We start from the raw sequence: 14,714 nt of genomic DNA on the forward strand, positions 1-14,714 counted from the left end.
CGCAAATGTAACTGTTACCAACATTCCGGGCACCCGCATCCGGCGAGTCACGTCGTGGCAACGCGGGCTGGGTAGGGTGGCGCGCATGCAACTGGACGAGTTCAACGCCCTCGATGCCGCCGAGGCATCCCTGGTCGTGTCGGTGTGGGCGGCGGTGCCCGGCTGGGTCGACGCGATCGTCGCGGCGCGCCCCTACGCCTCGATCGACGCCCTGCGCTCCTACGCGGGCGACCTCGCAGCGGTCTGGTCGCGCGCCGACCTGGATGCGGCCCTCGCCCACCATCCGCGGATCGGCGAGAAGCCGTCGGGAACGGGTGCTGCGGCAGATGCTTCCCGGAAGGAGCAGTCCGCGATGGCGAGCGCGGCGGACGAGGTTGCGGCCGCGATCTCCGCCGGCAACCGGGCGTACGAGGAGCGCTTCGGGCGCGTCTTCCTCATCCGCGCCGCGGGTCGCAGCCCCCAGGAGATGCTCGCCGAGCTGCACCGCAGACTCGACAACGACGACGACACCGAGGCCCGCGAGGCGACCGCTCAGCTCGCCGAGATCGCGCTGCTGCGCCTGGACTCGACGATCGTCGCCGACCGCGTCGAGCCGGAGGAGGCGGAATGAGCCACCTGACCACCCACATCCTGGACGCCACCGCCGGGACGCCGGCGCCGAATGTCGCGGTCACGCTGCACCGGCATCTCGAGGGTGGGGGGATCGAGAGCGTCGCCGAGGGGTTCACGGATGCGGACGGCCGGCTCGCGATCGGCCCCGACCTGCTCGAGCCCGGCATGTACGCGCTGACCTTCGCGACGGGGGCGTACTTCGCCGATCGCGGCGTGGAGACCTTCTATCCGCTCGCGACGGTCACCTTCACGGTCGCCGACCGCCCGCACTACCACGTGCCTCTGCTGCTGAGCCCGTTCGCGTACTCCACCTACCGCGGGAGCTGACTCCGCCGAACGCGGCCGCCCCGAGCGGGCCGACTCCCGCGGCCCGCGCGCAGGTGAGCGGCAGATGAAGGCTCGGCGACCATCCGGTGAGCGACCCGTCCTCCGCCCGCCTCACCGATAACGTCGCAGTGTCTGGGGAGGATGCGACATGCGTTCACGGTCATGGCGCGCATTCGCGGCGCTGACGGGGTCGGCGATCGTGCTGGGGTCGATGCTGCCGTTGAGCGCTCAGGCCAGGACCGCGGCATCCGTCTCGGGTTCGGGATCGACCGCCGTCCAGAGTCTGGTCGACGCCTGGCGTCGCGACCTCTCCGTCACGAGCGGCCAGGCCGTCGCGTACTCCGGAACCGGTGCATCCGCTGGCCGGGCGGACTTCATCCGCGGCAGCGTGGACTTCGCGATGAGCGAGCTCCCCTTCCAGCGCCAGTCCGAGGACGGGTCCGCGCCGGAGGTGCCCGACCGCGAGTTCACCTACGTGCCGCTCGTCGCCGGCGGCACGGCGCTCGCCTACAACCTCCAGATCGACGGACGCCGCGTCACCGACCTCCGCCTGTCCGGGGCGACGGTCGCCGGTGTCTTCGCCGGCGACATCACCCGATGGAACGACGCGGCGATCGCTGCGGACAATCCCGGGCTCGAGCTGCCCGATCGGGCGATCACCCCGGTCGTGCGGTCCGACCGATCGGGGTCCACGGCGCAGTTCACGGCCTGGATGGCGGCGCAGTACCCGCAGATCTGGACCCACGGGGCGACACAACTCTTTCCGGCGACGCTCGGCTGGAAGTCACAGAGCGGCTCGGTCGGTGTGTCGGGGTACGTCAGCGCCTCCTCCAGCTCGGGATCGATCACCTACGTCGAGAACGCCTACGCGCACGGCGCAGGGCTCCCCGTCGCGGATCTGCGCAATGCGTCTGGCGCATACGTCGCGCCGGATGCGGTGAACGTGCAGACGGCCCTCGGGTCCGCGAGGACCGTCGACGACCCGAGTTCGCCCGACTACCTGACGCAGGTGCTCGACGACGTCTACGCCAACCCCGCGCCGACCGCGTACCCGCTCTCGAGCTACACCTATCTCATCGTCCCGACCCGCCTCGGGGGCACGTTCACTCCCGAGCGCGCCGCCGCACTGCGCGCCTTCGCCGACTACGCACTCGGCGAGGGCCAGGCCGCAGCGGCGGGCCTCGGGTACGCCCCGCTTCCCGCAGCGCTCGTCGCCGCGGGGCGCGCGCAGATCGCCCGCATCCCGGCGAAGCAGGCGTCCGCCTCGGAGATCGGCATCGAGGCCGACGTGCTGTCGCCCCACGACACGCAACTCTCGCTCGAGGTGCCCGCATCGACACCGGCGCAGCTCGATGCGCCGCAGATCGTCGACGGCCGTTCGGTCTCGACGGGCGACCTGACCACGTTCAGAGTGGTCGACGGTCGCGCGCTCAGCAGGCCGGGGTACACCGTCCACACCACGATCACCGACTTCTCCTCCGGGTCCGCGGAGATTCCCGCTGCATCGATGACGGTCACCCCCCGACTCGAACCCGGAAGCACGGCCCTCGGCGTCGTGCCGGCGGCGGCGTTCGCGGGCTCGGCGGCGAGCACGGTCTTCGCGAGCGCACCGGCGGGCTCCGGCGTCGGCACCGCGGTGCTGGGCGCGGGGCTGCGCCTCGCCGCCCCTGAGGGATCTCCCGGGGGCACCTACCGCGCCACGATGACCTTCACCGTCATCTCACACTGATCCCGGCGAAGCGGCGCGCCGCGTCCGCTCGCCGGGGAGCGCGGCGCGCCGAACCCTCGCGGGGCCGCCGGTAGCGCGACATCTGCACGACCGGCGGTACGGGAGTGAACGGATGCGGCAGATGAGGCGACATCAGGGCACCCGGTCGTGCAGATGTCGGCGCACTCACTTGCCGTGCGGATCGGACTGGTTGAGCGTCGCAACGACCTGGTCGTAGTCGCCGCGCGCCTCGCCGTACCGCAGGAACTTGACCCGCTCCACCTGGATCTCCGGCGCGTCCGGCTCGTCGCGCAGCAGCTGCATGACCTCGTCGACGAACGCATCGAGCGGCATCGCGAACGCACTGTCACGCTGACCCGGCAGGAGGTCGGTGGCCACCGAGGGCGGCTCGAGCTCCTTCACCGCGACGGACGTTCCCGCCAACTGCAGGCGCAGCGATTCGCTGAGCATGTGGATGGCGGCCTTCGACGCGTTGTAGCCGGGGGTCGCGGCGAGCGGCGCGAAGGCGAGGCCGGACGAGACCGTGATGATCGTCGCGGACGGCTGCGCGCGCAGCTGCTCGATGACCGCGGCGATGAGCCGGATGGGTCCCAGCACGTTGGTGGTGACGGTCTGCTCGGCCGAGGCGAGGAACCCGTCGGCTCGGGTCCAGTCCTCGACGTGCATGATGCCGGCCATCGTGACGAGCACGTTCAGGGCAGGGTGACGCTCGATGACGGATGCGGTGGCGGTGCGCACGGAGGCCGCATCCGCCGTGTCGATCTCTACCGTGTCGATGCCGGGGTGCTCCTGCGCGATCTTGTCGAGCAGCTGCCGGCGCCGACCGCCGACGATGACCGTGTTACCGGCGGCCTGCAGACGAAGGGCGAGCGCCAGGCCGATGCCGCTGGTCGCGCCGGGGATGAAGACGGTGTTTCCGGTGATGTCCATGTCTCGAGCGTCGCCCGCGTAGCCGAGTCCCGGAAGGGATCGCTCATCGGGGGATCGGCGGTCCCTGGACCCGCTTGAGGCATGGCGCTATTCGTGTTTCACTATTAGCGTGTCACGGATACAGGCGAGGCAGGATGCGCAGCTCACGCGTGCGGTTCTTCCGCTGCTCACGCTCCGACTCATCGATGCCCGCGAGTCGTACGGCTACGAGCTCGTCCAGCGGCTCGCGGGGCTCGGCCTGGATGTGAGCACGGGCCTCGTCTATCCGGTGCTGAACCGGATGGAGCGCGATGGCTGGGTGCGGACCCTCTCCAAGCCCTCGCCGAGCGGTCCGCCCCGCAAGTACTTCTCGCTGACCGCTGCGGGCGTAGCAGCGCTTGCAGACACGCGGGCGCAGTGGGAGCAGGCGGCCGCAGCCGTCGATCGCGCGATGGCCTCCGGAAAGGAACGCACATGACCGGCTCCCGACTCACCCGGCGCTCGTCCGAGCTCCGCGCATCGCTGTATCTGATGCGCCTGGACTGGCACCTCGAAGCCGTGGTCTCCGGATCCGAACGCCGCCGCATCCTGCGCTCGTTGCGCGAGGAGATCGACCAGGATCCGCGGCCGGTCGAGGAGGCGCTCGCGGACCTCGGGTCACCGCGCACGCTCGCGGCGCGCTACGGCGAGGGCGGGCGACAGCGGCCGCTCTGGTCGATCGGGGTGGTCACCGCGGGAACCGCGCTCTTCGGGTACTGGGTCGTGTTCCTCACGTTCGCCGGCGGGATGCTGGCGGTGGTCGATGCCGCCTCGCCCATGAGCGCGCAGGCGCACTTCCTGTTCGTCCCGGTCATGGCGTTCTCGAACGCGGACGGGATCGGCATCGGCTGGTCGGGCGGGGTGGAATGGCTCGTCGTTCCCGCCGCGATGGCGGTCACCGCATTCCTTGTCGGCGCGAGGGTTTGGCGTCTGCTCGCACGCACGGAGGTCTCCGCCTAGACCTCGTTCTCGATGAGGTTCACCTGCGTGCCGTCGAGGTCGATGAGGTGCGCGACACGCCGCCCCCAGGGCTGAAGGACCGGGGCGTGCAGCCGCGGGTGCCCCGTCGTCCGTTCGGCGACTCCGCTCGCCCGGATAGCGGCGTAGAGCGCATCGAGATCGTCGACGCGGAGTCCGCACATGAAGGGGCTCTGCGCCGGATCCAGCTCGGCGGCGGGAAAGAACTCGAGCTGCAGGCCGCCGCGTTCCATGATCAGCCACTCGCGGTCGCGATACGTGGTCGCGAACCCGAAGCCGCCATAGAACACGACCGTGGCGTCGAAGTCGCGGGACGGGAGGTGGGGAACCGCGCGGTCGGTCATGCGTCGGACCCTAACCGCGAGGTCCCCTCCGCTCAAGCTCTCGCGCGATCATCCCTGCAGGTCGGCGGGCGTCAACGTTGCCGGCAGGTCGTCGCCCTCCGAGGGGACGTGCACGAAGCGATCGCCCTCCACGCGGTAGACACCGGCCGTCACGCCCGTCACGAAGTAGTCGTCGGCGGCCGAGCCCTCGAGCATCGTGGGTGTGAGAAAGAGCAGGTAGGAGCGGCCCTCGACGAGCGTGTCGCTCGGCCCCGTGCGGCGGACGACCACGTCGTTCCGCTCGGCGGTGGGGGTGCCGCCGAGCGCTGGCGGCTCGAATCGCCGGTCGATGCGGGCGGTGACCGTCGTGTCGCAGCCGGCGGCCGAACGCTCGGTGATCGTGACGACGGCGACGAGTGAGCTGTCCGCCGCGAGCGCCTCGATCGAGTCGTAGAGCGTGGCGCGGGAGCCGGCGGACTCGCCGCACGCGACGGAGGTGCATCCGGCGAGCGCGATCGCGGCAGCGAGGAGCGCCACGGCGGCGAACAGTCTGCGCATCCCACTCTTCCCCTCGTCGCGTCACTCCCACCCTGCCGTGTCACGGGCGGATCGTCGATCCCTGGTTCAGGATGCGGCGCGGCGCGCACAATGGACGCATGGATCGCGCCGCTCTCGCCGACTTCCTCCGCTCGCGTCGCGAGCGGCTGCGGCCCGGCGACGTGGGACTGTCGGCGGGGCCGCGCCGGCGTGCGAGCGGTCTGCGCCGCGAGGAGGTGGCGCAGCTCGCCGCGATGTCGACCGACTACTACACCCGTCTGGAGCAGCAGCGCGGCCCGCAGCCGAGCACGCAGATGCTCGCCTCGCTCGCGCGGGCACTGCGGTTGTCGGCGGATGAGCGCGACTATCTGTTCCGCGTGGCCGGGCACAACGCTCCCGACCGCATCCTGGCTCGTGACCACGTGGCGCCGCCGCTGCAGCGCGTGTTCGACCGCCTCGGCGATACGCCTGCCGTGATCATCTCGTCGCTGGGCGAGACGCTGCTGCAGAACCGGATGGGGGCGGCGCTGCTCGGCGACCACGCCGGGGCGAGCGGGTGGGAGCGGTACGAGGCGTACCGCTGGTTCGCGCATCCGGATGCGGAACGCGCCCACTATCCGAGCGACGACCACGAGCGGCAGTCGCACGCGCTCGTCTCGGGACTTCGCGCCGTGCTCGCTGTCGAGGGGACACGTGCGCAGGCGCTCGTCGACGAGCTGCTGCGGGTCAGCGGCGAGTTCGCCGCGCTCTGGCAGAGGCAGGAGGTCGCCCGTCGGTTCAGCGACCACAAGGTGCTCGTGCACCCCGAGATCGGACCGATCGAGGTGGACTGCCAGGTGCTGTTCACCGAGGACCAGTCACAGGCCCTCCTCGTGCTCACCGCGGAGCCCGGCTCGAGCGACGAGGAGAAGCTGCGGCTGCTGGATGTGGTCGGCGTGCAGGAGTTCGGCGGCGTCGGCTGACGGACGCGCACCGGTCGCCGAGCGCCCGAGCCGCTCGATTCACCGGGCGCGCATCGACGCGAGGCGCCTCCGCCACCGCGTGAGGATCGACCGTTCCGGATCAGGATCCGGGGCCGGTGGATGGTGGGCATCGACATAGTCGAAGACCTCCCGCCAGGCGCGACGTGTGCGCTGCGGGTCGAGGCCCGCGAACACGAGGGCCATGCCCGCGAAGGAGATGACCGCGACGCAGAAGAGCAGGATGACGACCAGGTTCGGAAGAGACCAGCTTTCGGTGAGCCGGGGGACGAAGCCCATCGTGGCCACGACCAGGGCAGTGGCAGACACCGCGACGGCCGTGTTCACCTGGGCCTTGCCCGCGAGCGCGATGCGCGCCTGCAGACGTTCCTCTTCGGACAGAGACCTGTAAGCCTTCACGTCGGCGAGTGTGGGCTTCCGGCCGAAATCAAACAGCATGACCATGCCGCCACCATGCCAGTGGGCGCCGACGCTGCGCCGCGACCCCTGGGGCCTTCGGGGGCGACCTGCGGAATCCGCCGGTCGCCCCCGATCAGGAGACGGTCAGGGCATGACCAGCACGGCCTTGACCGCCGCACCGGACTGCGTGTCGGCGATCGCCTTCTCGATCTCATCGAACGGGTAGGTCGTCACCAGTGTGTCGAACGGGAACTCGCCCGCCTTGTACATGGCGAGCAGCTTCGGGATGAAGGTCTGCGGCACCGCATCCCCTTCGATCGCGCCGACGAGCGTCACGCCCGAGCCCGAGAACAGCGCGACGGGGGCGACCGCATCCGGCTTCGGGACGCCGACCGTCGCGATCTTCGCGCCGAAGCGAGCCGACGCGATGAGGTTGCCGATGACCGCCGGGATGGCCGTCGTGTCGACCGCGTACTCGGCACCGACGCCGCCGGTGGCCGCCTTGATCTGGTCGACGACGTCGTCCGCCTTGCCGTCCACGAGGTGCGTGGCGCCGAGGCGCTTGGCTGCCTCGAGGCGCTCGGGGAGGACGTCCACGGCGACGATCGTCGTCGCGCCCGCGGCCTTCGCCGCCATGATGGCCGACAGCCCGACGGCGCCGGTTCCGCTGACCACGAGCGCGTCACCCGCGCCGACGCCGAGCGAGTTGAGCACGGTTCCCGCGCCGGTCTGGATGCCGCATCCGAGCGGACCCACGAGCTCGAGAGGGACGTCCTGGTCGATCTTCACGGCATTGCGCGCCGCGACGAGTGCGTGCGTCGCGAACGACGACTGCCCGAAGAAGCTGCCGACGACCTCGCCGCCGTCGGGCATGGCCATCGTGCCGGTTCCGTCGGCCCGCACGCCGCCGATGTTGAGGAGCATGAACTCCAGGCAGTAGGCAGGACGCCCGGCGAGGCAGTTCTCGCAGCGACCGCACGACGCGAACGACACGGCGACGTGGTCGCCCTCGGCAAAGCCGGTCACATCAGCGCCGACGCGCTCAACGATGCCGGCCCCCTCGTGCCCCAGCACACGCGGGAAGGCGCTCGGGATGTGGCCGTGCTGCACAGCGAGGTCGGTGTGGCACAGGCCGGCCGCGACGATGCGGACGAGCAGCTCGTCGGGACGGGGATCCTGAAGCACGACGTCTTCGAAGACGAACGATTCGTCGACTCCATTGAGCACGGCGGCGAGGGCGGTGGTGGACATGGCAAACCTCCTGAGAAAACTCAATGCGCACGTATGTAACCGTGCGCATCGTCAGGCTACGCCCGCCGCGGAGGCAACGATCCGAGATCGATTCTCAATTCTCCGGCCCTCGCGTCTGCACGCGCGGGACGAGCGCTGGCGAGGCACTGCCCCTCGATCGTTGGGCGAGCGAAGAGAGACGAAACGCCGAGCCGGACGCCGGTCGCGATGTCTGAGGCCCCTCCTACTCTTAGAACATGTCTTCGAAGGTTGCGAGTGTCGTCGGCCTCTCCGACGCGGATGCGGCGGCGCTCGCATCCATCGCACACCAGGTGGATACGGCGCAGGCCGAGCTGGCCGCGGCCCAAGCGCGTCTGGTGCGAGCTCTCGCCCGCGCGGAGGAGCTCGCCTGCCGGATGAGCGACGGGCAGAGTCGCTCGGCGCGCGGCGCGGATATGGCCCATCGTGCGATCGCGAGCGAACTGGCGGTTCCGCTGCGGATCTCCGACCGCACGATGCAGCGCCGGATGGTCGAGGCCGCGGAGCTCGTGACCAGCTACCCGGCAACCGTCGACGCGTGGGAGGCGGGACACATCACGCAGGCCCACGTCCGCGTGATCAGCGAGAGCGGCGGAAGTCTTCCCGCGCACACGCGCGCGGAGTTCGAGCAGTACGCGCTCGTGCGATGCGAGGAAGACACCGCGGGCCGCGTACGCACCAGCGTGCAGATGCTCGCGGAGCGGCTGCACCCTCGAACCCTCACCGAGCGCCACCGCGACGCGGCCGAGCGACGCGCCGTCACCGTGCAGCCGCTCGACGACGGAATGTGCGAGCTGACCGCCACGATTCCTCTGCTGCTGGGCGACGCCATCCACGATCGCCTCACTCGCATGGCCACCGTCATCCACGATGCCCGGGGTGCCGCCGCACAGCGGCTCCGCACGGGCGGTGAATCGACAGACGAGATCGTGGCGTCCGACACGCGGACAATGGACCAGGTGCGTGCGGATGTGCTCGCCGACCTCCTCCTGAGCGCGGCCCCGACGGCCGACCCCACCGCGAGCGGCGACCAGCCCGGCTCGCTCGGTGCGATCCGCGCCCACGTGCAGGTCGTCGTGCCCGCCCTCACCCTGCTTCACGCATCCGAGCACCCGGCCGACCTCGCCGGACGCGCCCCGATCGATGCCCAGACGGCTCGGCTCTTGGCGGGAATCGCACCGGGATGGGATCGCCTCCTGACCCACCCGGTCTCCGGCCAGGTGCTCGCCACCGACCGCTACCAGCCCACCCCCGACCTCCGACGTCGACTGCGCGCCCGCGACGCGCACTGTCGGTTTCCCGGATGCCGGGTGCCGGCCATCCGCCACGAGCACGATCACACGCACGACCACGCCCTCGGCGGGAGCACGACGCTGGAGAACCTCGAGGGCCTGTGCCAGCGCCACCACTCTATGAAGCAGTTCACCGGCTGGCGGGTGAAACAGATTCACGCGGGCGTGCTCGCGTGGACCTCGCCCCTCGGATACACCTACATCGACGAACCGCCCTCGCCCAGCGTGCACTTCATCCCCGAGTTCGGTCCGCTCGAGCCCGATGATCCACCCTCCGGGGCGTCCCCGCCGTTCTGACCCCAGGTTCGGCTGATGCTCGACCGCGCGCACGCGACCCTTCGGCGCGCGCGGCGTCGAGGAGACGTGTCGCGAGCAGATCGCAGAGATCGGCGGCCAGGAGCCAGGCGGCGAGAGCAGGCCCACAGAGCTCAGGATCCGAAGCGCGTCACAGAGGGCGGCCTCGAGAGCCGGTCGCAGAGATCGTGACGAGCGACTCGCAGAGATCAGCCTCGACAGCCGCCCGCAGAGATCGTGAAGAGCAGGCCCACAAAGCTCAGGATCCGGAGCGCGTCACAGAGGGTGGGCCCGAGAGCACGTCGCAGTGCCGAGCGACTCGCGGAGATCAGCGTCGAGAGCGGATCGCGGAGATCAGCGTCGAGAGCGGATCGCGGAGATCAGCGTCGAGAGCGGGTCGCAGACATCGGGAGGAGCGGGATGGCAAGCCCGAGGAAAGCGACGAGCGGCCACCAACTCGCAGCGGCCAGAGCGAGCGCGGCGCCGAGCACGGCGAGTCCGAGAGCGAGTGACCAGACCACGACACGGAGCCACGCGGGCACGTCGGTCGAGGCGGAGGCCATACCCCGAGCGTACGGCGCACGCGTGCGTCGGTGAAGAGATTCCCACGAGGTCCACCGTCGAGCGAGAAACCGGCTGCTGCGCGCGTCGGCCGCAAGGGCCCATACTCGGGACCATGACGTCGACGGAGCAGACGCGCGACATCCGCGTCGTGGCACCCAGCATCGGCCTCGCGCTCCTGCAGCTCGTCGTCACCGGCCTCGTCCTGCTGTTCGCGTTCTGGGATGCGTTCTCCCAGATCGCCTGCGCGGAGTGCTTCCCGGCGGTGCAGACCGCACGCTGGGTTCTCACGGGAGCCTTGGTCGTCGGATGGGTGATCACGTTCGCCGGGATCGTGACGGGCTACATCCGGCAACGAGCACGGTCGTGGGCTCCGCTCGTGGGCAGCATCGTCGTCCTCGGCGGCTATCTCCTGTTTCGCAGCATCATCTACGCAGCCTGATCACGCGCGGCGCTCTGACCACGCGCCGCGTTCTGACCACACGCCGCGTGACGCGGACTCAGGCGTGGAAGACCGAATGCAGGTCGTCGTGTCCGGCCACCGAGCGGCCGCCCAACGCATCGAGCTCCATCAGCACCGCCACACCCGCCACCGAGCATCCGATCCGCTCGACGAGGTCGCGCGCCGCAGCGATCGTGCCGCCGGTCGCGAGAACGTCGTCCAGGAGCAGCACGCGCGTGCCCGGCGCAATGTCGTCGTGCATCTCGATCGTCGCCGTGCCGTACTCGAGCGCGTAGTCGACGGATGCGGCCGGCCGCGGCAGCTTGCCCGCCTTGCGGATCGGAACCAGACCGACCCCCGCGGCGATCGCGGCGGCACCGGCGAGCAGGAAGCCACGCGCTTCGATACCGGCGACCACGTCGTACGTTCCGGTGAACGGCTCGAGCATCGCGTCGATCACGACGCGAAGGCCCTCACCGTCGGCGAGCAGCGGGGCGATGTCGCGGAAGAGCACGCCGGGCTCCGGGTAGTCGGGGATGACGGCGATGAGCTTTTCGGCGCGCTCGAGCGCGGCGGAATTCGAGGGGGTCACCCGTCGATGGTAGTCGCCGCACCGTGGACGCCGCCCGCCACCGGAGCAGGAGAACACGAAGCACCCCACGGAAAACCGGGCTTCGAATCGATACGATCCCACCCGCTACCATCGGATGCATGACCTCGACGCACGATGCCTCGACCTTGATCGCCGCGCCCGGATCCGAGTGGTGGCGCACCGCCGTGATCTACCAGATCTATCCGCGCTCGTTCGCGGACGCCAACGGTGACGGCATCGGCGACCTCCCCGGCATCACCGCGCGCCTCGACTCGCTCGCCGAGCTGGGCATCGATGCGATCTGGTTGAGCCCCTTCATGGTCTCGCCCCAGAAAGATGCCGGCTACGACGTCGCCGACTACTGCGACGTCGACCCGCTGTTCGGCACGCTCGACGACTTCGATGCGATGCTGGCCAAGGCGCACGGCCTCGGCATCCGCGTGATCGTCGACCTCGTGCCCAACCACTCCTCCGACCAGCACGTGTGGTTCCAGCAGGCCCTCGCTGCCGCTCCCGGCAGCCCCGAGCGCGCGCGGTACATCTTCCGCGACGGCAAGGGCGAGAACGGCGAGCTGCCGCCCAACAACTGGGAGTCGGTGTTCGGCGGCGGGATGTGGGAGCGCGTCGTCGAGGCCGACGGCATGCCCGGCCAGTGGTACCTGCACATCTTCGACGTGAGCCAGGCCGACTTCGACTGGACCAACCCCGAGGTGCAGGAGTACTTCCGCGGCGTGCTGCGGTTCTGGCTCGACCGCGGCGTCGACGGATTCCGGGTGGATGTCGCCCACGGCATGATCAAGAAGGACGGCCTGCCGGACTACACGCCTCCCGCCGACGGCGACTCGATGGGCGGCGACGACGACGACGTCCCGTACTGGGGCCAGCCCGGTGTCCACGAGATCTACCGCGACTGGCACAAGGTGCTCGCCGAGTACGACGGCGACCGCGCACTGTGCGCCGAGGCGTGGCTGCCCACGCCCGACAAGACCGCGCTCTGGGTGCGCCCCGACGAGATGCACCAGGCGTTCAACTTCCCGTACCTGACGACGGCATGGGATGCGGACGCCCTCCGCACGGTCATCAGCGACTCGCTGCGCGCCTTCCCCGCGGTCGGCGCGCCCGCCACATGGGTGCTCTCGAACCACGACGTCATCCGTCACGCCTCGCGCCTCGCCCTCTCGGCCGAGAGCCCTCAGGGCGAGGGCATCGGCCCGCTGTCCGAGGCCCAGCCGATCCCCGCGCTCGGCCTGCGCCGTGCCCGCGCGGCCACCGCGGTGATGCTCGCCCTCCCCGGCTCGGCCTACATCTACCAGGGCGAGGAGCTCGGGCTCCCCGAGGTCATCGACATCCCCGACGACGCGCGTCAGGACCCGACGTGGTTCCGCACGAACCACGAGAAGTACGGCCGCGACGGCTGCCGCGTCCCGATCCCGTGGGAGGCCGCATCCCCCGCCTACGGCTTCAACGGCACGGGCGCATCGTGGCTGCCGCAGCCCGCGGAGTGGGCGCAGCACGCCCGCGACGTGGAGCAGCGCGATCCCGACTCGACGCTGGCGCTCTACACGCACCTGCTCCAGGAACGGAAGGCGCACCGCCTCGGAGCCGCCGCGTTCACGTGGCTCGACGGCTACCCGGAGACGACCCTCGCCTTCCGCAGCGGTGACGTCACAGTGATCGCCAACCTCGGCAGCGCCGCGATCGATCTTCCCGCCGGCGACGTGCTCGTCTCGAGCGAACCGCTCGACGGACGGGTGCTTCCCGCAGACACCGCCGTCTGGCTCGCCGACGCCTGATCGTCGACTGCCTGCTTTTGTCACCCCTTCCCCGCTCAGCGCCCGCGAGTAGGGTCGGGACATGGCTCTCGACCTCGAAGCGCTGTACACCGACCTGCACCGCCACCCCGAACTGTCGTTCCAGGAAACGCGCACCGCGGGCGTGATCGCCCGCACGTTGGAGACGCTGGGAATCCCGTTCACCGAGGGCATCGGACGCACCGGCGTCGTGGCCACACTCGTCAACGGAGACGGCCCCGTCGTCTGGCTGCGCGCCGACATGGACGGCCTGCCCGTCGCCGAGCGCACCGGACTCGCGTACGCGAGCACGGCGCGCGGCATCGACCCGCAGGGCGCCGACGTGCCGGTCATGCACGCGTGCGGCCACGACATGCACGTGACCGCACTCCTCGGTGCGCTCGAGCGACTCGCGGCGACCGCATCCGACTGGTCGGGGACCATCGTCGCCGTCTTCCAGCCCGCCGAGGAGTTCGGCGCGGGCTCGAAGGCGATGATCGCCGACGGCGTGCTGGATCGCTTCCCGCGCCCCGACATCGTGCTCGGCCAGCACGTGTCCCCCCTGCCGGCGGGGACGATCGGTGTGCGGCCCGGAACCCAGATGGCGGCGTCGGACGGGCTGACCGTCACCCTGCACGGACGCGGCGGCCACGGTTCGCGCCCCCACGCCACGATCGACCCGATCGTCATGGCCGCCGCGGCCATCATGCGCCTGCAGACGGTCGCGTCGCGCGAGGTCGACCCCCGCGAGGTCGCCGTGGTCACGGTGGGATCGGTCCATGCCGGACTCAAGCACAACATCATCCCCGCCGAGGCGACGCTGCAGCTCAGCCTCCGTTACGCGGACGACGGGATGCGGGAACGCGTGCTCGAACGGGTCGAGCGGATCATCCGCGCCGAAGCCGACGCCTCCGGCGCGGAGGTGGCGCCGACGATCGTCAACGACCACACGCTGCCGCCGACGATCAACGATGCCGACGCGACCGCGCGGCTGGCGGCGGCCTTCCGCCGCGCCTACGGCGACGCGGCGGTCGTCGATCCGGGCATGTTCACCGGCAGCGAGGACGTCTCGTGGTTCGCCCGCGAAGCCGGTGTGCCGCTCGTCTTCTGGTTCTGGGGCGGCGTCGATCCGGAGCTGTTCGCCCGCGCGAGCGCCGAGGGGACGATCGACCGCGACGTGCCGACGAACCACTCGCCCTTCTTCGCTCCCGTGCTGCATCCGACGATCGAACGCGGCGTCGAGAACCTCGTCATTGCCGCGCGCGAGTGGCTCGACTGACCGGGATGCGCGGGCGGCGCGCTCGTGGTCCACGAGGATGGACCGCGTCGACTTCACGAACACCGGCACGGAGCTCGTGCAGCGTCACGGACAGGAGGGCGCGATGACCGCACCGGTGGACTACACCCCCCTCTACGAGCCGCCCGCGCCGGTCAAGGACTGGAACCCCCTCGCGCAGATCGTGCAGATCTTCGCGGAGGACAACGGGTGGCCGTACTACCCGCTCGCGGTCGGTCAGCCGCTTCCCGGTGTCGTCTTTCGGGAGCGCGCGGGTAAGCCGCGCTTCATGCAGCGTTCGGTCAACATCGTGCGCATCCCCGGACCGCCGCTGACCGAGATCGGCAACAGCTTCTACACCGAGA

The 14,714-nt window shown here is 70.5% G+C and carries 17 protein-coding genes; 10 read left to right on the plus strand and 7 right to left on the minus strand.

Going from position 1 to position 14,714, the window contains the following annotated elements:
• Positions 1-85: 85 nt before the first annotated feature.
• The 3 genes from uraD (at position 86) to pstS (ending at position 2,668) form a co-directional block, all read left to right on the plus strand.
• Positions 86-610, plus strand: coding sequence for a 2-oxo-4-hydroxy-4-carboxy-5-ureidoimidazoline decarboxylase (gene uraD, locus AC1VNH_RS10225; RefSeq protein ID WP_483111231.1), 525 nt, complete (start codon positions 86-88; stop codon positions 608-610).
• Positions 607-939: a hydroxyisourate hydrolase gene (uraH, locus tag AC1VNH_RS10230; protein ID WP_274286655.1), complete on the plus strand. Its 333-nt coding sequence runs from the start codon at positions 607-609 to the stop codon at positions 937-939. The genes uraD and uraH overlap by 4 nt, the downstream gene beginning before the upstream one ends.
• Positions 940-1,087: 148 nt before the next feature.
• On the plus strand, positions 1,088-2,668 hold the full coding sequence (gene pstS, locus AC1VNH_RS10235) for a phosphate ABC transporter substrate-binding protein PstS (RefSeq protein WP_483111232.1): 1,581 nt from the start codon (positions 1,088-1,090) through the stop codon (positions 2,666-2,668).
• A 165-nt stretch (positions 2,669-2,833) separates the two neighbouring features.
• On the opposite strand, the gene AC1VNH_RS10240 is transcribed toward pstS, so the two are convergent.
• On the minus strand, positions 2,834-3,598 hold the full coding sequence (locus tag AC1VNH_RS10240; RefSeq protein ID WP_483111233.1) for an SDR family oxidoreductase: 765 nt from the start codon (positions 3,596-3,598) through the stop codon (positions 2,834-2,836).
• Between the two features lie 109 nt (positions 3,599-3,707).
• On the opposite strand from AC1VNH_RS10240, the gene AC1VNH_RS10245 reads away from it, so the two are divergent.
• Positions 3,708-4,055 carry a PadR family transcriptional regulator gene (locus AC1VNH_RS10245; protein ID WP_483111234.1) on the plus strand — a complete coding sequence of 116 codons (348 nt, stop codon included), beginning with the start codon at positions 3,708-3,710 and terminating at the stop codon, positions 4,053-4,055.
• Positions 4,052-4,576, plus strand: a complete 525-nt coding sequence (locus AC1VNH_RS10250) for an HAAS signaling domain-containing protein (protein WP_483111235.1) — start codon at positions 4,052-4,054, stop codon at positions 4,574-4,576. The genes AC1VNH_RS10245 and AC1VNH_RS10250 overlap by 4 nt, the downstream gene beginning before the upstream one ends.
• Here AC1VNH_RS10250 and AC1VNH_RS10255 read toward each other — a convergent pair.
• Positions 4,573-4,938 (minus strand): bleomycin resistance protein, encoded by a 366-nt coding sequence (locus AC1VNH_RS10255; RefSeq protein WP_483111236.1) that lies wholly within the window; start codon positions 4,936-4,938, stop codon positions 4,573-4,575. The genes AC1VNH_RS10250 and AC1VNH_RS10255 overlap by 4 nt on opposite strands.
• Before the next feature lie 48 nt (positions 4,939-4,986).
• Positions 4,987-5,475 (minus strand): hypothetical protein, encoded by a 489-nt coding sequence (locus tag AC1VNH_RS10260; RefSeq protein ID WP_483111238.1) that lies wholly within the window; start codon positions 5,473-5,475, stop codon positions 4,987-4,989.
• A 98-nt stretch (positions 5,476-5,573) separates the two neighbouring features.
• On the opposite strand from AC1VNH_RS10260, the gene AC1VNH_RS10265 reads away from it, so the two are divergent.
• A complete protein-coding gene (locus tag AC1VNH_RS10265) occupies positions 5,574-6,416 on the plus strand; it encodes a helix-turn-helix transcriptional regulator (protein ID WP_483111240.1) in 843 nt (280 codons plus the stop codon).
• Positions 6,417-6,455: 39 nt separating this feature from the next.
• Here the strand turns inward: AC1VNH_RS10265 and AC1VNH_RS10270 are convergent, their stop codons facing one another.
• Together AC1VNH_RS10270 and AC1VNH_RS10275 are read right to left on the minus strand one after the other, a co-directional pair.
• Complete coding sequence (locus AC1VNH_RS10270; RefSeq protein ID WP_483111241.1) at positions 6,456-6,878, minus strand: hypothetical protein; 423 nt, start codon at positions 6,876-6,878, stop codon at positions 6,456-6,458.
• A gap of 99 nt (positions 6,879-6,977) precedes the next feature.
• On the minus strand, positions 6,978-8,084 hold the full coding sequence (locus tag AC1VNH_RS10275) for an NAD(P)-dependent alcohol dehydrogenase (protein ID WP_483111242.1): 1,107 nt from the start codon (positions 8,082-8,084) through the stop codon (positions 6,978-6,980).
• Between the two features lie 236 nt (positions 8,085-8,320).
• On the opposite strand from AC1VNH_RS10275, the gene AC1VNH_RS10280 reads away from it, so the two are divergent.
• Entirely contained in the window at positions 8,321-9,691 is a 1,371-nt protein-coding gene (locus AC1VNH_RS10280) for an HNH endonuclease signature motif containing protein (protein ID WP_483111243.1), read from the plus strand.
• Positions 9,692-10,068: 377 nt separating this feature from the next.
• Here AC1VNH_RS10280 and AC1VNH_RS10285 read toward each other — a convergent pair whose 3' ends face one another.
• The gene (locus tag AC1VNH_RS10285) at positions 10,069-10,251 is read right to left on the minus strand and encodes a hypothetical protein (protein WP_243232282.1); all 183 of its coding nucleotides are present in this window, start codon (positions 10,249-10,251) and stop codon (positions 10,069-10,071) included.
• Positions 10,252-10,364: 113 nt separating this feature from the next.
• Between AC1VNH_RS10285 and AC1VNH_RS10290 the strand changes: the two genes are divergently transcribed.
• Positions 10,365-10,691 carry a hypothetical protein gene (locus AC1VNH_RS10290; RefSeq protein WP_483111244.1) on the plus strand — a complete coding sequence of 109 codons (327 nt, stop codon included), beginning with the start codon at positions 10,365-10,367 and terminating at the stop codon, positions 10,689-10,691.
• 58 nt (positions 10,692-10,749) lie between these two features.
• On the opposite strand, the gene AC1VNH_RS10295 is transcribed toward AC1VNH_RS10290, so the two are convergent.
• Complete coding sequence (locus AC1VNH_RS10295) at positions 10,750-11,283, minus strand: adenine phosphoribosyltransferase (protein WP_483111245.1); 534 nt, start codon at positions 11,281-11,283, stop codon at positions 10,750-10,752.
• Positions 11,284-11,402: 119 nt separating this feature from the next.
• Between AC1VNH_RS10295 and AC1VNH_RS10300 the strand changes: the two genes are divergently transcribed.
• Together AC1VNH_RS10300 and AC1VNH_RS10305 are read left to right on the plus strand one after the other, a co-directional pair.
• Complete coding sequence (locus AC1VNH_RS10300; protein WP_483111246.1) at positions 11,403-13,076, plus strand: glycoside hydrolase family 13 protein; 1,674 nt, start codon at positions 11,403-11,405, stop codon at positions 13,074-13,076.
• Between the two features lie 61 nt (positions 13,077-13,137).
• Entirely contained in the window at positions 13,138-14,352 is a 1,215-nt protein-coding gene (locus tag AC1VNH_RS10305; protein WP_483111247.1) for an amidohydrolase, read from the plus strand.
• Positions 14,353-14,714 lie beyond the last annotated feature (362 nt).

The organism is Microbacterium sp. KU4F, from assembly GCF_056868075.1.